Annotated in this window: 17 protein-coding genes, 1 tRNA gene and 1 pseudogene; 13 read left to right on the forward strand and 6 right to left on the reverse strand. The window is 68.3% G+C overall.

What is annotated here, in order from left to right:
• Positions 1-168: 168 nt before the first annotated feature.
• Positions 169-3,153: a glycoside hydrolase family 3 C-terminal domain-containing protein gene (locus tag AB0A95_RS27090; protein WP_357558557.1), complete on the forward strand. Its 2,985-nt coding sequence runs from the start codon at positions 169-171 to the stop codon at positions 3,151-3,153.
• A gap of 90 nt (positions 3,154-3,243) precedes the next feature.
• Here the strand turns inward: AB0A95_RS27090 and AB0A95_RS27095 are convergent, their stop codons facing one another.
• The 4 genes and pseudogenes from AB0A95_RS27095 to AB0A95_RS27110 form a co-directional block, all read right to left on the reverse strand.
• Positions 3,244-4,938 (reverse strand): CotH kinase family protein, encoded by a 1,695-nt coding sequence (locus tag AB0A95_RS27095; RefSeq protein WP_357558577.1) that lies wholly within the window; start codon positions 4,936-4,938, stop codon positions 3,244-3,246.
• 24 nt (positions 4,939-4,962) lie between these two features.
• Positions 4,963-5,493, reverse strand: a pseudogene (locus AB0A95_RS27100) (chitobiase/beta-hexosaminidase C-terminal domain-containing protein); the annotation flags it as partial.
• A complete protein-coding gene (locus AB0A95_RS27105; protein WP_357558558.1) occupies positions 5,391-6,212 on the reverse strand; it encodes a polyphosphate polymerase domain-containing protein in 822 nt (273 codons plus the stop codon). The gene AB0A95_RS27105 and the pseudogene AB0A95_RS27100, both read right to left, overlap by 103 nt.
• Positions 6,209-6,811 (reverse strand): DUF4956 domain-containing protein, encoded by a 603-nt coding sequence (locus tag AB0A95_RS27110; protein WP_357558559.1) that lies wholly within the window; start codon positions 6,809-6,811, stop codon positions 6,209-6,211. The genes AB0A95_RS27105 and AB0A95_RS27110 overlap by 4 nt, the downstream gene beginning before the upstream one ends.
• A gap of 277 nt (positions 6,812-7,088) precedes the next feature.
• On the opposite strand from AB0A95_RS27110, the gene AB0A95_RS27115 reads away from it, so the two are divergent.
• The 5 genes from AB0A95_RS27115 (at position 7,089) to AB0A95_RS27135 (ending at position 15,899) form a co-directional block, all read left to right on the forward strand.
• Positions 7,089-7,164 (forward strand) — tRNA-Lys (locus AB0A95_RS27115).
• 288 nt (positions 7,165-7,452) lie between these two features.
• A complete protein-coding gene (locus AB0A95_RS27120) occupies positions 7,453-8,085 on the forward strand; it encodes a hypothetical protein (RefSeq protein WP_357558560.1) in 633 nt (210 codons plus the stop codon).
• Positions 8,086-8,498: 413 nt separating this feature from the next.
• Entirely contained in the window at positions 8,499-12,602 is a 4,104-nt protein-coding gene (locus tag AB0A95_RS27125; protein ID WP_357558561.1) for a hypothetical protein, read from the forward strand.
• Between the two features lie 1,672 nt (positions 12,603-14,274).
• Positions 14,275-15,072, forward strand: coding sequence for a DeoR family transcriptional regulator (locus AB0A95_RS27130; RefSeq protein WP_357558562.1), 798 nt, complete (start codon positions 14,275-14,277; stop codon positions 15,070-15,072).
• A 146-nt stretch (positions 15,073-15,218) separates the two neighbouring features.
• Positions 15,219-15,899, forward strand: coding sequence for a YdcF family protein (locus AB0A95_RS27135; protein ID WP_357558563.1), 681 nt, complete (start codon positions 15,219-15,221; stop codon positions 15,897-15,899).
• 6 nt (positions 15,900-15,905) lie between these two features.
• On the opposite strand, the gene AB0A95_RS27140 is transcribed toward AB0A95_RS27135, so the two are convergent.
• Positions 15,906-17,132: a helix-turn-helix transcriptional regulator gene (locus tag AB0A95_RS27140; RefSeq protein WP_357558564.1), complete on the reverse strand. Its 1,227-nt coding sequence runs from the start codon at positions 17,130-17,132 to the stop codon at positions 15,906-15,908.
• 370 nt (positions 17,133-17,502) lie between these two features.
• On the opposite strand from AB0A95_RS27140, the gene amcA (AB0A95_RS27145) reads away from it, so the two are divergent.
• The 6 genes from amcA (AB0A95_RS27145) to AB0A95_RS27170 are packed head-to-tail and all read left to right on the forward strand — an operon-like array spanning position 17,503 to position 20,625.
• Positions 17,503-17,661, forward strand: a complete 159-nt coding sequence (amcA, locus tag AB0A95_RS27145) for a multiple cyclophane-containing RiPP AmcA (RefSeq protein ID WP_357558565.1) — start codon at positions 17,503-17,505, stop codon at positions 17,659-17,661.
• Positions 17,658-18,005, forward strand: a complete 348-nt coding sequence (locus AB0A95_RS27150; protein WP_357558566.1) for a hypothetical protein — start codon at positions 17,658-17,660, stop codon at positions 18,003-18,005. The genes amcA (AB0A95_RS27145) and AB0A95_RS27150 overlap by 4 nt, the downstream gene beginning before the upstream one ends.
• Positions 18,002-19,138: a cyclophane-forming radical SAM peptide maturase AmcB gene (gene amcB / locus AB0A95_RS27155; RefSeq protein WP_357558567.1), complete on the forward strand. Its 1,137-nt coding sequence runs from the start codon at positions 18,002-18,004 to the stop codon at positions 19,136-19,138. Before AB0A95_RS27150 ends, amcB begins: the two co-directional genes overlap by 4 nt.
• A complete protein-coding gene (gene amcA / locus AB0A95_RS27160; protein WP_357558568.1) occupies positions 19,135-19,317 on the forward strand; it encodes a multiple cyclophane-containing RiPP AmcA in 183 nt (60 codons plus the stop codon). The genes amcB and amcA (AB0A95_RS27160) overlap by 4 nt, the downstream gene beginning before the upstream one ends.
• A 60-nt stretch (positions 19,318-19,377) precedes the next feature.
• Complete coding sequence (locus tag AB0A95_RS27165; protein WP_357558569.1) at positions 19,378-20,040, forward strand: pentapeptide repeat-containing protein; 663 nt, start codon at positions 19,378-19,380, stop codon at positions 20,038-20,040.
• Between the two features lie 15 nt (positions 20,041-20,055).
• On the forward strand, positions 20,056-20,625 hold the full coding sequence (locus AB0A95_RS27170) for a kinase (RefSeq protein ID WP_357558570.1): 570 nt from the start codon (positions 20,056-20,058) through the stop codon (positions 20,623-20,625).
• Between the two features lie 105 nt (positions 20,626-20,730).
• Here the strand turns inward: AB0A95_RS27170 and AB0A95_RS27175 are convergent, their stop codons facing one another.
• Positions 20,731-21,243 carry an HAD domain-containing protein gene (locus AB0A95_RS27175; RefSeq protein ID WP_357558571.1) on the reverse strand — a complete coding sequence of 171 codons (513 nt, stop codon included), beginning with the start codon at positions 21,241-21,243 and terminating at the stop codon, positions 20,731-20,733.
• Positions 21,244-21,750: 507 nt separating this feature from the next.
• Between AB0A95_RS27175 and AB0A95_RS27180 the strand changes: the two genes are divergently transcribed.
• Positions 21,751-22,638, forward strand: a complete 888-nt coding sequence (locus AB0A95_RS27180) for a replication-relaxation family protein (protein WP_357558572.1) — start codon at positions 21,751-21,753, stop codon at positions 22,636-22,638.
• Positions 22,639-22,945 lie beyond the last annotated feature (307 nt).

Consider the following 22,945-nt stretch of genomic DNA (forward strand, 5'->3'; position numbering starts at 1 on the left):
CAACATCTATAGTTGCGCGGATCACAACAATCATGGCCGTGGTGGTGCGGCCGGGTCGTCGAAGCGCTTCGACGATTCGTCGTTCAGGCCCGTCAGCCGGGTGTCGAGCCTGGCCACGCCGGTCGGGGCGTCCATTGGGCGTCTGTCGTACGACATGAGGAGAAGCAAATGGGGTACAAGCGCCTTCGGCGCGGAATCGCCGTGCTCGCGCTCGTCCTACTGGCACTACCGGCCGTTCCCGGCACCGCCCTCGCCGAGCCCACCTACCCGTTCCGAGACCCGCACCTGCCGGTGAACGCCCGGGTCGACGACCTGCTCGGGCGGCTCACCCTGGACGAGAAGATCTCGTGGCTGCACCAGTACCAGCCGGCCGTTCCCCGGCTGGGCATCGGCCTGTTCAAGACCGGCACCGAGGCCCTGCACGGGGTGGCCTGGTCGACAGACATCGACAACAACGGCGCCGTCGTCAAGGCCCGGGGCACGTCCTTTCCCCAACCGGTCGGCATGGCGAGCACCTGGAACACCGACCTGATCAACCGGGTCGGCTCCGCCGTCGGCGACGAGGCGCGCGGCTACCACGCGCAGAACCCCCGGGTGTGGGGTCTCAACCTCTGGGCGCCGGTGGTCAACCTGCTGCGTGACCCCCGCTGGGGCCGCAACGAGGAAGGCTACTCCGAGGACCCGACGCTCACCGCCGCGATCTCCACCGCGTACGGCTCGGGCATGACCGGCGGCGACCCGAACCACCTGAAGAGCGCACCGACCCTCAAGCACTACCTGGCCTACAACAACGAGATCCGGCGCGACGTCACCTCGTCGAACGTGCCGGCCCGGGTGCTCAACGAGTACGAGCGAGCCGCGTTCAAGCCGGCCCTCGCCGCCGACGCGGCGACCGGGGTGATGGCCGCGTACAACCTGATCAACGGGCGGCCTGCGACAGTGGACCCGGACCTGGCCACTGTGGTGCGCGGCTGGACCGACCAGCCGCTGATGAACGTCACCGACGCCTGGGCGCCGAACAATCTCGTCGCCTCCCAGGGGTACTACGCCACCCAGGCCGAGGCGAACGCCGCGATCATCAAGGCCGGCCTCAACAGCTTCATCACCGACGACACCAACGCCCAACCGACGGTGACGGCCATCAAGCAGGCGCTGGCGACCGGCCTGCTGACCGAGGCGGACATCGACGCCCGGATCCGGGAGATCCTGAACGTGCGGTTCCGGCTGGGCGAGTTCGACCCGGGCGGTGGCCGCTACGGCGGCATCACCCCGGACGTCATCAACAGCCCGGAACACCAGCGGCTGGCCCGGCAGGCCGCCGGCGAGGCGATGGTGCTGCTGAAGAACTCCCGACAGGCTCTTCCGCTGGACCCGGCCCGGACCCGCAAGGTGGCAGTGCTCGGTCCGCTGGCCGACACCCTCTACACCGACTGGTACGGCGGCGACCTGCCGTACGAGGTGACGGCGTTCGACGGGATCCGCGAGCGGCTGGGCAACTCGGCGAGCGTCAACGCGCTCGACGGGGCCGACCGGGTCGCCCTGAAGGACCCGGCCACCGGCCGGTACGTCACGGCCACCGGCACCACCGACGCCGACCCGGTCGCCGCCACCGGCACCACTGCATCGCCCGAAGCCCAGTTCGACGTGGTGGACTGGGGTCAGGACGTGGTGACGCTGCGCAACGCCGCCAACGGCCGCTACCTCGGCTACAACTGGGGGCCGTTCGTCACCCGCGACGCGCAGCCGAACGGTTGGTACGTCCAGCAGCAGTTCAAGCTGGAGCCTCAGGACGACGGCAGCGTGGTGCTGCGCTACGTCGGCTACGAGACCAAGGAGAGCTGGTTCGCCCCCGAGAAGTACGTCACTGTCGGCGACGACGGTGCGCTCAAGCTCGGGGCGTCCACCCCGGCCGCCGCGACCCACTTCAGCCGGGAGCTGATCAGCAGCGGCATCGACCGGGCCGTGGCGGCGGCCAAGGCGGCCGACACCGCGGTGCTGGTCGTGGGCAGCAACCCGTTCATCAACGGACGCGAGGCGCACGACCGCACCTCCACGGCCCTCAGCACCGGCCAGGAAGCGCTGGTCAAGGCCGTCGTCAGGGCCAACCCGCGTACCGTGTTGGTGCTCCAGACCAGTTACCCGGTCACCACGACCTGGGAGCAGGAGCACGTCCCGGCGATCGTGTGGACCACCCACGCGGGCGCCGAGACCGGGCACGCCGTGGCCGACGTCCTGTTCGGCGACCGCAACCCGTCCGGCCGGCTCACCCAGACCTGGTACCGCTCCGACGGGCAGCTACCGCCGGACCTGCTGGAGTACGACATCATCTCGTCCGGGCAGACCTACCTGTACAACACCGCGAAGCCGCTCTACCCGTTCGGCCACGGGCTGTCGTACTCCCGGTTCCGGTACGGCCAGGCGCGCACCGGCGACCGGCCGGTCGCGGCCGACGGCACCATCACTGTCAGCGTCGACGTGACGAACACCGGCAGCCGGGCCGGGGCCGAGGTGGTCCAGCTCTACACCCACCAGCGCACCTCGCGGGTCAAGACCCCGAACCGTGCGCTCAAGGCGTTCCAGCGGGTTCACCTCGCACCCGGGCAGACCCGGACCGTGACGTTGCGGGTGCCCGTCGCCGACCTGGCGCACTGGGACGTGACCCGCAGCCGTTGGGTGGTCGAATCGTCCACCCACGACCTGATGGTGGGCGCGTCCGCCGACGACATCCGGGCCCGGACCGCGGTGCGGGTGCGCGGTGAGACGGTTCCGGCCCGGGACCTGTCCCGGACCACCAGGGCGGAGAACTTCGACAGGTACGCCGGGGTCCGGCTTGTCGACGAGACGAAGGCCCAGGGTACGGCCGTCGGTGCCACTGCGGCGGGCCAGTGGATCTCGTTCGCCGGTTCGGCACTGCGTCCGGGCGCCCACACCTTCACCGCGACTGTCGCCAGGGCCAGCGCGGACGCCGGCACCATCCAGGTGCGGCTGGGCTCGCCCACCGGCCGGCTGCTCGGCACGGCCACAGTGCCCAGCACCGGCGACGACTACCGGTACGTCAGCGTCAGCGCCGAGTTGGCCCGCGCGGCCGGCACCCACGACGTGTACCTGGTGTTCGACTCGCCGCTGCGGCTTGCCGACTTCTCCATCAGGTGACCGGAGCCCGGGCCGGGACGATCGTCCCGGCCCGGGCCGGCACGGCTCAGGGCCGGTCGTCGCGACCGGCCCTGAGCGTTTCGTTCTGTGTCAGCGCGCCGCGCCACAGGTCAACGCGGGTGTGCCGGGGGTGCCGGCGGACGAGCCCAGGAAACCGAACGTGGTGCTGGCGCCCGCGCCGAGGGCACCGTTGTAGGAGACGTTGCGGGCGGTGACGGCGGACCCCTGACTCGTGACTGTCGCGTTCCACGCCTGGGTGACGGTCTGCCCGTTGGCGAAGGTCCACGTCACTGTCCAACCGCTGATCGCCGACGTGCCCGCGGTGACCCGTACCTCGCCCTGGAACCCGCCGGTCCACTGGCTTGTCACAGTGTACGTGGCGGTGCAGCCGGCCGACGGCGGCGGCGTGGTCGGAGACGGCGGCGGGGTGGTGGGTGACGGTGGCGGGGTGGTCGGGGATGGTGGCGGGGTGGTGGGCGACGGCGGTGGCGTCGTGACGGACCCGCCCCAGCCGGCGGTGGAGTCCAACCAGGCGGCGCGGCGCAGCATCCAGTCCCGCATGACCTGGACCTGGCCCTGCCAGGTGGGCGAGGTCGGCGTACGGAAGAAGCTGACAGTCGGCGACGTCAGGTTGGGCCAGCGTTGGAAGTTGCGCTGCGCCCCGTTTGTCAGGGGGCTGGCCAGAGCGTTGATCCGAGCCTGGAGCGCGGTGTCCGAGAGCAGACCGCGTCGTAGTGTCTGCCAGCGCGATCGGGCCTGGTTGACGAATGCGGGATCCTGTAGCAACCGGGCGAACCAGTCGTTGGCCGACGGCTGCCGGGTCTGCTGGTACTGCCAGCCCGTCACCTGGTCGTTGTTGAAGAACCCACCGACACCGAAGCTCAGGTCGAAGTCCCACAGCGGACCGGCGAAGATCTTGCTGTCCCGGTCCTTGTAGAAGTGGGAGCTACGGACGTACGCGTCCATCTCCCGGCTCAGCTCGTTGACGATCATGAGGTCGATGAACGAGTCGACGTCGATGTACCTGCGGTAGCCGGTGGTCGGGTCGGCGAAGTTCGTCGCGTGCAGCACGTCGTTGAACTCCTGGAGGTGACCACGCAGCCAGTCGCGTTGTTGCGGTTGCAGCGGCGACGGGTCGACCACCTCCAGGTAGTTCCAGCAGGTGGCGGCCGGGCCGGTGCACGGCAACGTGGGCTCCTCGGCCGCCATCCACTCGAACTTCCAGATGTACCCGCCCTGGATCTTCGGCAGGGTCACGTCCTCGGGGTCCAACTGCTTGAGGTCGAGACGGTCCTTCGAGTTCTTGATCGTCTCCACGATCATGTAGACGCCCAGGTAGTCGCCCGCGCCCACCGGGGCCGCGTCGGTGTTGAGATAGAACTCGGCGAACGCGTAGCGCGGCGCGGGCAGCCCCATCTCCCGTCCGAGGTCGTAGACGAGCGCCTCCCGGATCAGCGCCTTGTCGGTGAACGGGCCCCGCAACGCCCAGTCGGAGTCGGCCGGCATGCCCAGCACCGGGTAGTCGGCGTCGTCGTCCGCGTTGTCCCAGAATTCGAGGCGGAACGGCGTCTTCTCGAATGTCGCCGACGAGTTGCCGCGCAGCCGGAACCCCGCCCGGGTGCTGACCGTCGGGGTGGCCGCCAGCGAGGTGGTGCCGCCGCTGCCCGGTTCGAAGATCATGGCGGTGGCGTCGAGGTACTCGCGGTCGGGCCGACCGGCACCGTACGAGTCGATGAGTACCACCGGCAGGTCGTGGGTGGTGGTGACGTTCTGGGCGGCGTACATGGCGGTGCCGGGCGCACCCGTTGGTGTCTGACCGACGAACGCCTGCGCTCGTAGCTGGGTGGTGCGGGTGAAGCGCAGCGCCGAGCCCGGGTAGAGCGGTGACTGGGCCGTGGGCAGCGCACCGTTTGTGGTGTAGCGGATCTGCGCGCCGCTGACCGTGCTGTTCAGCGACACCGCCACCTCCCCCCGGAAGGTGCCGCTGGGAACGGAGAAGGCGATGTCGCCGGTCAGCTCGTCCGCCGCGGCGGCCGTGTCGCGCTCGGCGGGACCGGCGGACGGGTTCCCGGCGTTGTGGACGGCCACCGGCTCGGTGCCGGTGAGCGGCTCGGCGCCGGTCAGTGTCTCGGCGCCGGCCGATGGCGAATGGACCACGAGGAGGCCCGCGACGAGGATGGTGGCGGCGGCGATCCCGGCGGCCCGGAAGGCCGCCGGGACAGGGGTGCTGCGAACGGTCAGGCGCACGATGCCTCCTGTTCGGATCGGATGGGAGCGATCGACGCCGGACCCACCAGGGGCGGGCTGGCGCGGAAGTGGCGGCGCAGCGTCCGTCGCCACGGCACGTCGGGCAGGTCCAGGCGTAGCGCCGCGAGGCCGGTGGCGTACTTCGAGATGCGCACGGGTCGGACCCCCTGCTGCCACAGCATCCGGTCGACGAGCGAGGCGGCCGACCTGGTCTTGGTCTCGACCACGGCGATGCCGGGCAGTCGCAGGATGCGGTCACCGTCGTGCCAGCTGAGTCCGGTGTCGATGGTGACCCGGCTCGCGGTCGCCGGCAGCAGCAGCGTGCTGCGGCGGTAGTTGGTGGTCAGCACCGGCTCAAGGGGACTGGTGGCGAGGGCGGGCCAGATCGACTCCCGGACGAGCGCCTCGTCCACGAACCCGCGTCCGGACCGGACCGTGTGGCGGTCCTCGGCGAGGTACGGCAGCCGGTGCTTGGTGACCAACCCCCTCGCCCCGCTGATCTTCACCTCCAGCCAGCACTGCGCGGAGTCGAGGTAGGTGCGGGTCCGTACCTTGAAACGCCTCCGCCGCCGGTAGGCCGCGCAGTGGTAGCTGGCCAGGCACGGCGTGTCGAAGTACACCGACTCGTAGTCGAAGGCGCGCTGGCCGTCGATGTCCAGCACCCGGGCGTACGGGCCGAGCTGGTCCAACAGGTTTGGCACGTCGTCCACAGCGAGGACGTACTTGCGGTCCACCCGGCATTGCAGGGCGGCCCGCTCGACCAGCTCGGCGAGTGCGATCGGGGCAAGCGCCGTCAACGGCGACTGGTTCATCGGACCGCTCCGGCCCGTGCCGGCTTGGAGGTCCGGGCCGTCTCACTGCGGCCGGCGACCGAGTAGCGGACGTCCACGATCGTCGTCTCGTTGACCATGTCGAGCCGCTGGACGGTGGCGGTGTGCACCCGGGCGTTGAGCAGTTGCTCCAGCTGGGCGACGAGGGCGACCTGGTCGGTGACGGCCGAGTCGAGCACCATGATCTGGTGCCGGTAGTGCCGGAGCAACCGCCGGTGGTCGCCGACGAACATCACCGCGACGATGAGCGCCATCAGACCACCGCTGAGCCAGACCGAGGTGGTGCTGAGCGCGCCGAGAATGCCGAGCGCGAGAGCGGAGAAGTAGTACGCGACCTCGTGTTGGTCCAGCTCCGTCGAGCGGAGCCGGATGATGGAGAGCACCCCGAACAGCGCCAGCCCCAGCCCCAGCCCCGCGCCGACGTCGCTGGCGCTCAGTGCGCTCGCCACCGCGAGGACGCCGACGTTGACCCCCAGGTAGGCGACCACCAGGTCGCGCCGGCGGTGCCGCGGAAAGTAGAGCCCGAAGACGAGCAGCGCCACCGCGCAGATGTCGATCGCGAACAGGACCAGCTGCGACATCGCTAGGGTTCCTCCTGGTCACCAGGTACTTCCGGTAAATTTTCGGTGAATGTTTGGTGACTGTAAGCAATGCATAGGTGTGTGTCAATGTCTTTCCGAGGTGATCAGGCAGGGGGAAGGGCCGGCAGCGGGGTGGTTGTGGTCCGCAGCGGCAAGTGAAACTTTCGGAGCCAACCGTGCGCCGACTGGAAGCTGCCGCTTCGGTTGACCCACGCGGGAAGGGGTCGGCGACGCGCCCGCCCGCGGCGGTGTTAACGTCTCATCCCGTTGCTGGCGAGCGCCGCTAGCTCAACTGGCAGAGCAGCGGACTCTTAATCCGCGGGTTCGGGGTTCGAGTCCCTGGCGGCGCACCAACGATCAAGGCCTTGACCTGGTGATTCACGCCGGGGCGGGGCCTTTTTCGTGTACGTGGGCGGTGGGTGGCGCTCGGTGGGCGCTCGGGAGCCGTTGGACCGGTCGGTGGTTGCCGGCACGTGGCGCGGTGCTCTTGGACGCCGATGGGTGTCACAACGCTCGTCGTGGTGCACCTGATGAGGGCCCTGTGGAGCACCGCTGGTCACAGCGGGCGCTGGTGAGGGGCCGGCTTCCAGCGTTTCGCCCGTCTGGTGTCGAGGTTTGCGGCCGGGTCATACGCTGCGCGCGTGTTATCGATCGACAGGGAGCAGTTCGCTGCCGGTGTCCGGTGGTGGCAGACGAAGACGAGTTGGCCGAACGACTTCCACAACAGCGACTACAAGATGCTGGCCGTCCAGAACCCAGACGGAGATTTTCGGGACAGATGGTGGGCGGGCTTCCTGCCGCGGCTGACTACGTGGAAGGCGTTGCGACCTCTCTCCCGAGCCGACGTTACCCGTCTGCTGAACGAGAACCGAGACGACCTGGCTCGCGCCTGGCATGAGGCATGCGCGCCGGTGCAGGACATGGACATCACCGGCGTCACATGGGCTCAAGTGCAGGCGTTCACCGCGGTCGTCGCGCGGCTCAAACCGTTGAAGTCGGACTCTCCGGTGTTTCCGTCGAAGTTCTGCCATTTCCTACTTCCCCGGATTTTCCCAGTCTTTGATAACGCGGCCGTCGGAGGCTCTTGTAGCTATGAGGCGTACTTCAATTTGATCAAGCATGCCTGGGAGGCCACCCCGTCCGCGCTTCAAGCCGAGCTGATTGCGGAGCTGTCCCGGCTCATCGAAGACCATGGCCCGGGTCCTCTTCACGAGGGCTTCCCGATGGCAACCAAGATCACCGAGCTTGCGCTCATCGGACGCCGCCACCCTTGACGTCTCCTGGGGCCGCGTGCACACCGTTCGTCGGGGCATCGAGGTAGGCGCTGTGTTCCGGCACCTTCTGGTCGGCTCTGGTGAGTTGGCCGTAGGCGGATGTCGCTGGTGTCGGCTCCGAACGGCCAGGCAGGACGTTGGCTCCCCCTACTCACGGGCCTCCTAAGACCGGGGTAGCGCGATCGGCGCGGTATCGCTTCGAATAGAACGGATCCATCGGACGACTTCAAGCCCGCCGAAGAGCTAACCCGGTCGAAGTACAAGACGTTCGACCGCTCGGCGGCGCTGCGGGTCGACGCAACGCCGCTGCCACGTCGGCGCCAGCGCAGCCCGCGGAGGCCACGGCCGCGTGACACCGTCAAGGCCGGCGAGCGCGCCGTTCTGCGACCCGGCACCGCCGCTATCGTGATCCGGTGGGATACCTGGGCGACGATGTGGTGCCATGGACGCGTCTGTTCTTTCCCTACCCGGGTAGCCTGCCGATCCTGGCAGATGGGTTTCTCGAGGACCCGGAGCGCACTTTCCCCCGCGCGGAGGCCCAAGCCGGCACTCGACTGGTTGACCTGACCGAGCCCGTCATTCTTATCGTGGGGGAGTCGGGCATCGGCAAGACCCAGGCGTTACGGGCTGAACAACGGCGCGTGCAGGACGCGGGGCGTACGGCCGCGTTCGTCGACCTCAGCGGGCTCGACGGGCGAGAAGTCAGCGATGACATTGCCCAAGCCCTGCATCAGGCCGGTTCGGAGGGCGACGTCCTCATCGACGGCCTCGACCAGACAACCGGGACTCTGCAGTCGGTCGCGCGTGGCATCCGCAACGCGCTGGTTCGCCACGAGGCACCCCTCCCGCGGCTTCGCTTCTCGGCGATCACCGGGTCGCAGTGGCCTGTAAGCATCGACCAGGCGCTGCCGGAGAGCCTCGCGTCCTGTGCCATCTACCAGCTCGCGCCGCTGACCGCGGCGCAGGCTCGCCAGGCGGCGTCAGTCAATCTGCCCGATCCCGATGAGTTCATGCGCCACGTCGAGAACTCCGGGATCGGACCGCTGGCGGCGCACCCTCTATCGCTCCGACTGGTCCTGCAAGCCAGCCGCAAAGGCCAGATGCCCCGCACCCGCGCCGACGCTTACCGCGGCGGCATCGCTGCATTGGTCGATGGACCGGACGACCGGGCGACCAGCGACCGAATGCCGATCGCCCAGATACTCGAAGCGGCCCGCCGGCTGGCTGCGGCCACCGCCCTGTCCGGTGTCACGACCGTTTACCGGCAGCGCCGCGCCCACTACACCGGTAGGGCCGTCACCCTCGACGACATCGACACTAGCGATATCTCACTTACTGACCTTCGCGCGGTCTTCGACAGCAGCCTGATGCAGGGCGACGCCGACCAGCGCTTCTGGTTCCACCGCAGCATCGAGGAGTACCTGTGCGCCGATCGGCTTCAGTCGTTACCGAAGGAGTCGGTGGCGGCGCTGCTGGCTAGCCCGGCGATGCCGCAGGTGATCCCACCACAGCTGCTCGGGGTCACGGCGTGGCTCGCCTCGACCGACGATGCCTGGTTCGAGTGGGCCCTTCAGCGACGTTACGAGCTGCTGTTCAACCCCGATCTGCGGCACCGCCCCGATGATCAACGGCGTCGGCTCGGCGCCACCCTGATTGCGCGCCTGCTCAACGACGATCCCCCATACGACCCGGGCACCGCCGAACCGGACCTGAACCGGATCGGCCTCGACTACACCGGCCTGCCGTATCCGGAGCTCAGCGAGGATCTGGCGCCGTTGCTGACGGCGGGGCAGCCCGCCTGGCGCATCAAGGAGGCCCTGCTGGTCGTAATCGCCGCCGGGTTACGCGGCCTCGACGCCAACCTCATCACCGTGATCGAGGACGTCGTGCGGCGGTCAGACCGTGACGACTACAACGCCGACATTCAGGCTGCTACCTGGGCAGCCATCGCGCTACGCGGCAGCACCGATCCCCACCTCGTCAACCGCGGCACGAGGTTGCTACGTGCCGGCGGTACCCCCTGGGTCGTCAAAACGGAGCTCGCCCGATGGCTGTGGCCGGCTCACATGAAGACCGATGATTTCCACGCCGCGATACCGCCCGGTGACCGTCGGGCGGGCGGCAGCGCATTCGCTCGGGCGCTGATCGGCATCATCCACCGCGCTGGGCCTATCCCCACTGATCAGAACGCCGATCTACTGCAGCTCATCGCCACGATGCCACGGGCCGTATGCCGCGAGGTGCGCCGAATGGACCAGACGCCACGCCTAATCCTGCAGGTGGTCGCCGGCGAACTAGACGACGCCACCAGCTGGGACCACGCCGTCACGATCACCGCCGCCTTGCTGGACGACCACGCCTTACCGGACTGGCCGACCGCCGCCCTTCAGCACCTGGACGACGAACGGCGGCGCCAGTTCACCGCCGACGTGGCCGCCCGTGCCCTGGTCGGCAGTGCACACCACCTCTTGAACGCAAAACTGATGGGAGCGCAGGACGCCGTCTGGTGGGCGCAGCGCCTGGCTGCGGCCCAAGACCACGCCGCCGTCGACGACGCGCGCCGCGCCGAGGCAGCGCTGGACCTGATCGCGGCACCCATCACCATCCCGGCTCAGCTGCCGGCCGCAACCCGAGCCGCGGCAGCCCAACTGCAGGTCGGGAGCGGCGCCGCGATGGTGTTCAACCGTTACTTCGGCGCCGAAGCCTGCCAGGAACGTGCTGTCCAACCACCGCACACAGCGGCGCTCCCGCCGCCGTTCACCGAGCAACTCCTGCAACGCATCGGCGAGCTGCTCGCCCATGACGACGACCGCGCACTCGATGTCATTGGCGAGGACGGCCCGACGAATCTGCAGTGGCACAAGCTGACCTCTGGCCAACAGCAACAGTTAGCCGACCAGGCGCAGCAGCACCTGCTGTCACCGCAGGCATCCGCCCTCACCGCCGCTGACCGGCGTCGGCTCAACGCCGCCCACTCCATCCAGAGCAGGCACGACCCGAAACAGCTGTCGGCGGTGACCACCGAACGCTGGCTTGCCTGGCTGCCGCCACTGATCGGCGAGCCGGACACTGCCGGGCTTACCCGGACGGCCATCCACCGAAGCATGGGAACCGACCCGGTCGCGGCTGAGCAGATCCTCATTCCGGCGCTGACCGAGCCGACTGTCGTCTGGCATCTGCACGGGGTGCAGACGCCGGCGATCAGCGCAGCCGCTCTTGACCTCGCCGAACACCAGAGCCCGGCTATCGGCGGTCGCCATCTCTGGCACCTGCTGATGATCGGTGCCCTCCACCAGCCCGACCGAGCGGCCGGCATCGCGGAAGCCCTGCTGCGGCAATGCCGGTCCGGTCGCGGTGCGCTGCCCGATATCGCCGTCCACGCGGCTGCTGCCCTCGCCGCGATGCCGACACTGTCCAACCACTTCGACGAGTTCATCACGGTGCTGCGCAGCGACGCCACATTCGCCGCAGCGGTGGTCAGGACCGCCGCTAGCGACGGCGGACTGCACGCCTGGACCGGTCTCACGCCGGAGCAAATCGGCGAGTTGTTCCTCTGGGCCGACACCGCGTTCCCGCAACCCCTCGCCGCGCCTGGAGTTCACATCTCCACCGACCCGGTCGCCGGATTTGCCGACCACCTTCTGGACATCCTGTCCGACCCGCAGCAGCTCGCCGCTACCACGGACCCGTTGCTGCAGGCCAAATCCGCGGTCGTCACACTCCGGCGCCTCGCCGAACGCACCGGCTACGTGTACCTACGCCAACGCGCGCGCCGTCTTGAGGACACCGCCATCGCCGCAGGCTCTACCGCGTCCGTGACTGAAATTCTCGCGGTCTTGGACACACCTGATCTGCGCAGCGTCCACACCCGTGAGGAGTTCATCGAGGTTCTGCTGGCCGCGATCGACGACTTCGCGGCCAAAGTGCGCCACGATCGGGCCTTGTGCGCGCTGGCGTGGCACCGTCAACGACCGGACGGCAAGCGATGGAACGGCACCTGGGTGCCGAAGGATGAGAACGAGATCTCCACCTGGCTGACCCGCGAGCTGCGGCACTACCTGCGGGCTCACATCGCGTTGCTGCGGGAAGTGGAGATCAATCCCCGGCTCGGCACAACAGCGGCAGACCGGCCCGACATCATCGCCGTGGCCCTGCAGACCGCCGCCCTTCGTGTCGAGCTGAACATCGTCATCGAGGTCAAAGGCAACTGGCATCCGGACGTCACTGAAGCCTTCGGCCCCCAGCTCGCCGAGCGCTATCTCACCGGCCCCTTGGGAGGCACTGGCATCTACTTGGTGGCCTACTTCGCTGGCGACGCCTGGGACAGTCGTGATGGGCGGCATGGCGATGCCCAGCGCCTGACCGGCGACAAGACGCCTGCCGAACTTCAGCAGGCGCTACAACAGGCAGCGGATGACACCGTCGCCGCAGGCTGCACCGTCGACGTGAGGGTCATCGACTTTTCGCTCGCAGTCGATGACCTCGCCAGCATTGCCGGTCATGCTTCCGACGGATGAGCGCCGCCCTCTTCTATGGATGCGGCATCGCAACCGGGTGCAGGCCGGGGTGCGCCAAGCCGTGGATGACGATGCCCAGGTTTGCCGTGCCCTGGCCAAGCCGCTCACGCAGCCCAAGTACTCCGGCCACGACCTCTTACGGGTTCCATGTCGGAGGGTCACGTTAACCTCTAAACGGAATCTCTGTTGGTGCTAGCGAATTGGCGGGCGCATGACCAATGGCGACCTCGTAAGCGGAGGCTTGCTCGAACAAAAGGTGAAGGCGCAGCAACTAGTTCGAGCTGCCGAGACTGCTTACCGCCTTTATGCAGAGCTTGAAGTTGCGCTCGGCACTACGCCCGAACATAGCGAAAAAATCTCTGGTCCTCATGCATCATCAAGCGCCCCTCGAGGGAAGATTATAGATGCGCGGGAGGCAATCAAGAAAGCACTGTACTCAGTGGGGAGGTTCGGTATCGAGGCGAGGGGGGTTCCGGTGGATGCAGAATCTCCAGAAGTTGTGCTGCGTGTGATTCGGGACAATGCAAGCCGGCTCGCCAGGAACTCGCATGTTCAAGAGGCATCTGAGCGTTTGCGCGAAATTTCAGAGGCGCCAGAGCTGTGGCATCTAGCTCACAGTGGAGCGTCTGATTGGGTTAGAGCCGGTGCTTGCCCGCTGACGAGGGGGGAGGTGCGATGCGGGGGAGACCTCTATCAGAATCGCGACAACCGCAGAATAATTTGTATCCTGTGTGGTGCTGCTGGGTTGGTCGAATGGTGGATCGGGTCTAGCTCAAGAAAGCAGATCCTGTTAGACGCACATGCCATCGCCGAACACCTGGCGGAGAGGTGGCAGCGTAGGGTGACGGTTGCGCTGATCCGGTCCTGGGCGCGATCCCCGGAAGCTACGGGTGTCTCGAAAGTGCGCGCGGGCGGTCAAGCGGAATCTGGTGAGGTCGGGTGTTCAGGAAGCAGATACCGGGTCTTGTATGACTTGAGAATGGTTCTGGCGCACGCAGAGCGGATCTGGGGATGCGGCGACCAGGGTGACCTGCAAGTCGAATTGCGGACCGGTCCGCGGCTTTCTCCTCCTGCTCGCGCCTGAACCAGACCTGGTACTCAATTTCATCGGTGCGTTGCGTTGCGTGGTGCTCCGTGTGCCCTCGAGGCGAGTGGACCGTGTCGGTTGCCGGTGGACGTTGTGCCGTGGGGTCGGGCACGTGCTTAGACCCGACGAGCGGCACCGAACGACCCTGCCCTCGCGCGGGTTCCGGCTCGCCGACTCAACGAAGTCCGACGGTGTCACTCTCAGTAATCACCGCTTCGGTGTGCGGTACGTCGTCTCCGAGCCGGAGACGTTTATCAGGCGCTACTGGAGATCGGCGCCGCATGGCGGCGCTGTTCTTGGAGATCAACTATTGGCAGTCGGATTTGACCGCACCGCCCCTTCTGTCCTCAGCTCTTCGGCTGATTCCCTGAACAGTGATCTCCAAAATTGGCCCCAAAACCACGGTTTGGGTATGTGGGTGCTCGCACGGGCCGCCGACGCCTCGCCCTACGGCCCCCGGCGAGAGCTGTCTCCGGTCACGGCGGTCCTGGCTTCGGATCTCCAAGTCGGAGCATCGGCGACTCTCCGTCACAGCTGTGGGAAACAGGATGTCAGACCGCCGGGGCTCGGAGGGATCATCAGGGGATGGGTGACCAGGATGCCGCGCGGCGGTTGTCCCCGCGGCGGTGGCGGATCCTGTCGTACCTGGCGCAGCACGGTGCCGCGTCGACGCTGGACGTGGCGCTTGTCTGCGCGGTCTCGCGGCTGACCGCTCACCGAGAGCTGGTGTGGCTGCACGAGTCGGGACTGGTGCGCCGAGAGCGCTCGGCGGAGGACCGGACCCATACCTGGTGGTACGGGGTCACGGCCGAGGGGACCGAGGTGCTCCGGCGTGCCTTGACGGCGTCGGGGCGGCCGGTTCCGTTGCTGCTGGGTCAGCGGCCTTCCAGTGCGGCGGATGCCCTGCTGTTTCTGCCGTTGGTCGAGGTGTCGCGGCGCAACCCGGGGCGGTGCGAGTTGTTCCAGTGGCTGGCGACGATGGAGACCTCGTCGTGGTTGCGCCAGCACGACCTGGCGCAGGTGCGGGCCGATGGCTACGGCGTATGGCTGCAGGACGGGCGGTGCCTGCGGTTCCTGGTACACGTCGACCGTGGCCCGACCGGAGACGTTGTCGCCGAGTACGAGCGGCCGGCGTCAGGGCTGGGTGGACTGTTGGGCGGCTACCGGCGTGCGGACCGGCTGGTGCCGGTCGGGGCGGTTCTGCTGATCGCGCAGGATGCCGAGCGGGAGGAACGACTGCAGGCCGACCTGCTTCGTGGGCCGCTGCCGTACGTTGTCGCCACGACCACACGGCAGCTGTTGTATCGCCACTGGCCGGACGAGCAGGTGTGGCAGGTGCCGGGCGAAGGCGGCAGGCGTTGCCTCGTCGAGGTCGGATCCTGACCGCACCCCTTCACGATGCCTCAGCCGCCGCCAGCCCTCTGGTCCTGACGGGGTCAGCGGCGTGGTGCTGGAGTCAGCGACGGCCTGCCGCCCTGCTGGCCCTACGCTGGCGGCATGAGGGAACCAGCGCGGACCGGACCTGGTAGGTGCTGATGAACCGGCATGCAGAGGCACCTGCCGAGGCGATCCCTGACGCGATCCGGGCCGATGTGGAGACGCTGTGGCGCTACCACGACATGCGCCACGAGTTGCGCCCGTGCGACGTGGGAATCGGGTTGGGCAGTCACGATCTCGGCGTGGCCGTAATCGCGACGCGCTTGTTTCACGAGGGCCTGTTCCCAAGGATCGTGTTCACCGGCGCGAACGCCCCAACGACCGTCGAGCGGTTCCCCCGTGGAGAAGCAGTGCACTACCGCGAGTACGCCATCGAGCAGGGCATATCCGCGGAAGCGATTCTCGTGGAGCCGCGTGCCACGAACACCGCCCAGAACCTGGAGTACTCGCGTCAGCTCCTGACCGAGCACCGGATCCCGGTGCGGTCGGTGCTGATCATGTCGCGGCCCTACCAGCAGCGGCGGGCCTACGCCACCTGCAAGCTGATGTGGCCGGAGGTCGATGTGGTCTGCGCGTCGAACCCACTCGAACTGGACGACTACGTGGCCAGCATCGGCGACCCGCGGCGGGTGGTGGACATGCTGGTCGGCGACACGCAGCGGATCGAGGTGTACGCGGAGCGCGGGTTCGCGATCCCGCAGGAGGTGCCGGACGAGGTGCGGATGGCGTTCGAGCGCCTGGTCGCGGCTGGCTACACGAGTCGGCTGATTTGAGCCCGGCTACCAGCGCGGTCCTCCCGACCGGACGCCCATCCGGTCGCTGAGTTCGGCAGCCAGTCGGGGTGGCCGGGGGCGGGTGAGGATGTCGCGGACGAGGTCGCGGGAGAGTTGGTGGTAGCGCACCTGGTCAGGGCCGATGACCTCGGCCGCCAGGAGCGCCGTGAGCGCGTCGTCGATGCGGTTCCACCGGGCGAGGGCCCGGGCGGTTTCGATGGTGTGCCGAACCTGCCGCTCGACGGGCACGGTGCTGGTGTCGAGTGTGGCGCCGATGGCGATGGCGCGTTGTACGTCGCCGAGTTCCATCGCCACGGTCGTCTTGTGGATCGACACGTTGGTCGGCCCGAAGGCGGTCCAGACGTGGTTGCCATCGGCGCCGAGTCGCTGTGCGGCGGCATCGGCCTCGGCGATGTGGGTGTCGGCGGAGGCGCGGTCGTCGTCTCGGGCGGCGGCCAGCGCGCAGACGAGGTGCAGGCTGCCGTAGACCGACAGCAGTTGCGGAGTGGGGTTGGCGAGCTGTGGTTCGAGGAACTGTGCCGCTGTGCCGGCTAGGCCGCGGGCTTGGGCGTACTCACCGATGGACGCCAGCGAGTGCGCGGCGGAGCGGCTGAGCGAGCCGATGACGACGTGGTCGTGGCTGGCGTTGGCGGCGGCCAGCCCTCGGCTGGCGGCGGTCCACGCGAGGTCACCTTCGCCGAGCTTGGTGAGGAACAACGCGGCGAGCTGGTGGGCGTACGCGGTCATCGCGTGCGCGCGTTGACCGTCGTCTCCGTCGTACGCCTCGGTGGCGGTGAGGCAGTCATGGATGAGGTAGGGCAGCCGGCGGGCGAGGGTGCCGTACCGCGAGTGCTGGTAGGCGGCCCAGATCTCGGCGACGTCGTTCTCGATCTCGCGCAGGGCGGGCGCTTCGACGTCCCTCGTGCTGGCCAGCGTCGGCGCGAGGTGACGATAGTCGTGAAGCGCGGCCCGCAAGGCCGGGATGGTCTCGCGCCCTGAGTCGTCCGACCACTCGAACAGGCTCGGTGCACCGATCAGGTCACCGAGGGACACGTCGAGGGCTTTGGCGATCGCGCGGATGACTGACAGCCGGTCGAGGTCGGCCCGGTTCGTCTCGACCTTACGTAACCACTCCTGGGTCTTGCCGACCAGACCGGCCAGCACCTCTTGGGAGAGGCCTCGTCGACGTCGGTAGAAGGCGACGCGCTGGCCGATGGTCATGTCTTCCGTCATCCCTCGCACACCATCACCCTGCCCGCTGAAGACCGCCGGACCCGGTACGGATTTTCCCGGTCCTCCATACGGACCGCCCCTACGTTCAGTTCACCCCAGATCACCGGCGTGTGTCGATGCCGGTGTCGGGGATGACTAACAGGGAGCTGCGGATGGAGGGATCGATGGGCGGCGCACCACAGCACGGCTTGGGCCGCTGGCTCGGCCCGTCCTGGAACGAACTGCCTCGGTGTTCTCCCCGCCTGCGTACCGCCATGAGGGCTGCGTGGGTGGGTGATCGGCGGCCTGCTCCCAGCCGCCGTGATGCGGCGGCGGGCTCGCCATTCCCCCGGCGAGCCCGCCGCTCATCGCCCCTGGTGGGGGTGGGGGCATGACGGTGTACGTCTCGCGTAACCGCATGTCCAACCCCGAGCCCAGGGGGACCTCCACCTCCACGCAGGGGCAGGTGCGGCGCGCTGATCCTCCGCTGCTCACCTTCGTGTGGCGTCGGCTGTTCGAGCAGCAGGCCCGAGAGGGTGGTCGCCGGTGACCGGGCAGCAGCGCCGTCTCGCGGCGAACGGGCTCGCACCAGCCGAGGTGGAACATCTGTCGATGCGCCCGCTGTGGCTGTGCCGCCGGTGCGGGCAGCCGTGGCCCTGCGGCGCGGCGAAGCTCGCGCTCCTCGCCGAGTACCGGGAAGAGCCGGTGAGCCTGTTCCTCTACCTGGCCGGCTGTCTGCACGACGCGATCGACGACCTGCATCGGCTCAACCCGAGCGTCACGGGCAGCGCCGCCGACATGTTCGACCGGTTCCTCGGCTGGCCTGCCCGCCACACCCACGCCTATCGCGTCAGTACCACCACGGCTGCCAGCATCGAAGAGGCTTCCACGTGAACGGCATCGGCCTCATCAACGTCACCGGCCAGCCGGCGGTCGCCGGCAGCTTCCACACCCTGGTCGTGCAGCCGACGAGCTTTTGCAACCTCGACTGCACCTACTGCTACCTGCCTGACCGGAGATCCCTCCGCCTGATGAGCGGCGCGGTCGCGCAGGCTTGCGCCGGGTCGATCGCCCAGCAGAACAGCGGTCATCCGGTGAGCGTCGTGTGGCACGGGGGCGAACCCACCGCCACTCCCGTCGGGTTGTTCCGTGATTTATTGGCCCCGTTCGAGGAGCTTCGGCGCGCGGGGATGGTGCGTCACGAGATCCAAACGAACGCGACGTTGATCAACCGGCAATGGTGCGAGCTCTTCACCGCTTATGGGTTCGAGGTCGGGGTCAGCATCGACGGACCGGGCGCGTTGAACCGGAACCGCCTCGACCGGGCCGGCACGTCAACAGACGCACGCACTCTGCGTGGCATACAGACCCTGGCCGAGGCAGGGCTGAGGTATTCGGTGATCTGTGTAGTCACCCCGGAAACCATCGACCACGCGGAAGCCCTCATCGACTTCTTCATCGGCCTGCCCGGCTGCGGGTCGGTGGGCTTCAACATCGAAGAGCAGGAGGGCGCCGACCGGGCACCGGTGTCGGAGGACGCCGCGTACCGGTTCTGGCAGCGCCTTATCGAACGTCGCGTTGGCGGCAGTCCGCTGCGGATCCGCGACGTGGACCGGTTGGCCGACTATCTCGCCGCCACCCGCGCTGGCCGCGTCGACCACGCGCCGTACGAGCCGATCCCGACCGTCTCCTGGGACGGGCAGGTGGTGCTGCTGTCACCGGAACTGCTCGGCATCACAGAGCCGCGATACGGCGACTTCATCGCCGGCAACGTCCTTCATCAGCCCATCACCGCCATGCTTGCCGGCGCCGGCGACCTGGGCTACGTCGCCGAGTTCATTGCGGCCCTCAACGACTGCGCCGATCGCTGCGCCTTCTACGACTTCTGCCGCGGCGCCCAGGCCGGCAACCGCTACTTCGAGCACGCGACGTTCACCGCCCATGAAACCGCATACTGCCGGACCACCCGACAGGCCCTCGTCCGCGCCGCCGCAGATCACCTCGCCCCTCAAGGAGAAGCACCATGACCAACGCTCTCGCGGTCCTCGTCAACGCCGCACCCGAGCAACTCGCTCGCCTCGGCGTCGACCCGGAGCGGTCGGTAGCGTCGATCGACGCGGCGAAGTTCGACAACCGCCCCGCCTGGGATAACAAGGGTAAGTTCGACAGTCGACCCGGTTGGGACAACTGGAACAAGAAAAAGTAGCCCCACCACGGGACGCGCGGGGTGGCGTGCCCACCCCGCGCCCACACAGGTTGAGGACACATGCGCACCACCACGATCGGCGACATGAAGGTCCTGCTGCCGGACCTAGAACCGGACGACCTCGACACCACGACGGACCTTGACGGCGGCCTCACTGAGGCCCTCGTCGAGGGCGCCGCGTGGCACGGCTCGCACCTTGAGGACGCCCGCATCTCCAGCAGTCTGATCACCGGCGTGGACCTGAGCGAGAGCACCTGGGAAGCGGGCAGCCTCTACGGCTGCGAGATCACCCGCACCGACTTCTCCGGCGCGACCCTGACCGGCATCACCATCGAACGCTGCGCCATCACCGGCTCCCGGTTCACCGGCACCAGACTCACCGACGTACGCCTCAAGGACGTCCTGTTCGACGGCTGCCGCTTCGACTACGCCACCTTCCAGCGTGTCACCGCCGCCGGCTCGGTCGCGTTCACCGACTGCACTTTCACCAACGGCGCGTGGTCTTCCTGCCGACTTCCGCGCGTCGCGCTGCGGTCATGTGACCTCGCCGGACTGGAGTTGGACTCCTGCCACCTCGACGGCGCCGACCTGCGGGGCAGCCGGCTCCAGGGCCTCAAGACGCCGCTGGACAACCTGCGCGGCGTCACCCTCGGCGAGGACCAACTTCCTGACCTCACTCAACTGACCTTGGCCGCTCTCAAACTCACTGTGCGCAACGACTGAAGCCGAGGAGGCATCGTGCTCGCCGAACCCACTGGCAGCCCGGACACGATCCTCGTCTGCATCCGGGGCAACTCCGGCTCCGGTAAGAGCAGCATCGCCCGCGAGCTACGACGCCGGCACGGCCGGGGCTGCGCCCTGGTCGAGCAGGACTACCTGCGCCGCATCCTGCTGCGCGAACGGGACAAGCCCGGCGGCATCGCGCCTGCGCTGATCGCGCAGACCGTTCGGTTCGCGCTTGACCACGGCTATCACGTGGTGCTGGAGGGCATCATGCACAGCAGCCGCTACCGAAGCATGCTGACCGCCCTGCGGGACGACCACCGCGGCCGGTCGCTGTTCTGCTATCTCGACGTGTCCCTGGCCGAGACCCTGCGCCGGCACCTCACCCGCCCGCAGGCCAGTGAGTTCACCGCCGAGCACATGAGCGGCTGGTACGCCGCCCATGACGTCCTGGGCTCGCCCGACGAACTCGTCCTACCCGAGACCACTGGACTGAACGAGGCCGTCAAGGCCATCGCCACTGTGGCCGGGCTACCCCAGACCGGACGCGACGACGACCTGTTACCGAACGTTCTGTCCCCGTAGAGCAGCTCAGTCGGCTACCGGGTGTCGCCGTTGCGGCGCACCGTTCGCCAACATCAGTTTCGAGTGGCCAGACAGCCCGTCGACTGCGACGGCATGGAGCTCGCCCTACCGCGCCCGGCTGAGCCAGCTCTCGATGACTGTGAAGTCGTGCTCGGTCAGGCCGCGACGTGGGTCGACTCGATGTAGCAGTGCCGGGCTGTGGTGATGAGTCGATACCCATTGCCGATCGGCGTAAGAGATCTCGTCGTCGACCCAGACGAAGGGGCGTCCTTGCGCCCACTCGACCAGCCCACGGGTCTTCCAGTGCAGGACGCCGACCTCGTCGGAGTCGGGCCAGTCGACGACGGGCAGGGTCGGTAGCCCGAGCAGGGGTGCGAGCACGTCGTTCGCGTCGCTCATCCAGGTCGTCGCCCACACCAGATCACATGGCAGGGCCTTCAGCCGGCGGCCGTGCTCTGGATCGACCTTGTGCAGCAGGGGATGGGCGTCGGCCGGTAGGACCGCTCCCTGGGTCTGGCCATGCGGCCTGCCCTGCTGAGCCGCCCTGGGTGTGCCGAACGGGATGAGGGTGCCGTCCACGTCAAGGAACAGCGATGGACGCGACGCAGGGGCGGACATGACCCCAGAGGTTAGCCCTCACCCGCCAACGGCTACCTCAGCGCTCGGTGAGAAGGAGGCGCCCGCACTGCCTTCCAAGGCCATTCGTCTCGCTGCTGCCCCGTGCCGGCAGGCGTGCGCCTCCGACGGCGACCACGGCAGGGGCGGTGCCGGGGCGCATCTCACCGGATCCTTTGCGCTCCGGCGGCGCCGGTGACCCGACCACACAGCAACGCCACAATCCACACCCTCAAACAAGGAGTTCTCGTGCTTTCGCCGACACCTTCACCTACTGCCATAGGTATTGGCAGTGACGAGTCCCGGCTTGATCCCCGTTCGGGGGTCGGGTTTGGCGTCAGCGTTGACGTCAGTCTTCAGCCGGACCCCCGAACCGACCCCCTGTTTCCTCTCACACCGCAGGCCAGCCCGGCTGTCAGCTCCGTCGGCTTGTCCTGCGACAGACCCTGCCTGGTCTCGGGTCTCTCCCCCTGGGGCTGGCATCCCGTACCGGAAAGGAGGTGGTAGCCGGTGGATGATCCCGTCCTTCGGGTCCAGTCCCAGCTGACCGGCCGTGACCGTGTGCTGCTGGGCTGGTTGTACGACCACGGCGTGTTGACGTCGTTCCAGATCGCGAACGCCCTGTTCCCGTCGTTGGACTTCTGCCAGCGGCGGCTGCGGACCCTGTACCGGCTGCGGTTGGTGGCCCGGTTCCGGCCGCAGCGGGCCGACGGCGGCTCGTACCCGTACCACTACGTGATAGATCAGCTCGGCGCTGAGGTCGTCGCGGCCAGCTGGGACGAACGCCCACCCCGGCGCGACCACGCCCGGGTGGAGCGGCGACGCTGGACCTCGACCCGCAGCCTCACCCACCGCCTCGGGGTGAACGGGTTCTTCACCGACCTGGCCGGGCACGCCCGCACCCGTCCGGGCACCGGCTTGGTGGAATGGTTGCCGGACGCGGTGTGCCAGCGCGCCGGAACGTTCACCAGCCGGCAGGATCCGGGGCTGGTGCGGGCGTATCAGCCCCGGGTCCGCCCGGACGGCTACGGCCGGTGGGTCGAGAACGGTGGCGAGGTGCCGTTCTTCGTCGAGTACGACACCGGCGCCGAGCAGTTGTCGATCCTGACCGGCAAGGTGGACGGCTATCAGGAGCTGTTCGGCACGCTCGGGCGCGCGTGGCCGGTGCTGTTCTGGCTGCACTCGGCCGCCCGGGAGCGCAACCTACGCCGCATGCTGGCCGACGTGCCGCTGCCGTTGCCGATTGCTACCGGTGCCCGCGACCACGCCGCGACGGCCGGCCTGGGCCCAGCGGAGGCGGTGTGGACCGTGGCCGGCGGGGAAGGGCAGCGGCTGCGGCTGGCTGATCTGGCCGGTTACGTCGTTGACGTCTCCAGCCGGGCGGGTGAGGCCGCGTGATTGGCGACGACACGACGGCGGCGGACAGTACCTCCGCTGCGGATCGGACAGCAACGGCCGGCGTCTGTCACGGATCTGTCGTGACCAGCTCGGCCGGTGCTGACAGATCTCTGAGAGCACCGAACGTCCGCTCCCACAGCCGCGCGACCACATCCCGGTCCCGCGTCTGCGGGGGACGGTCCGCGGCCGACGTGCGGTCCCCGTCCCGATGGTTGTCCGACGCCGGGTCGGTCCGCCATCCGGTCCGGCCTCACGTGACAGGCGGACGGGTCGTTGTTCCGGTCTGGGTCGAGGAGGTGATGGGCCA

Origin of the sequence: Micromonospora sp. NPDC049230 (genome assembly GCF_040647875.1) — a bacterium.
In the GTDB taxonomy this organism is placed as follows: Bacteria; Actinomycetota; Actinomycetes; order Mycobacteriales; family Micromonosporaceae; genus Micromonospora.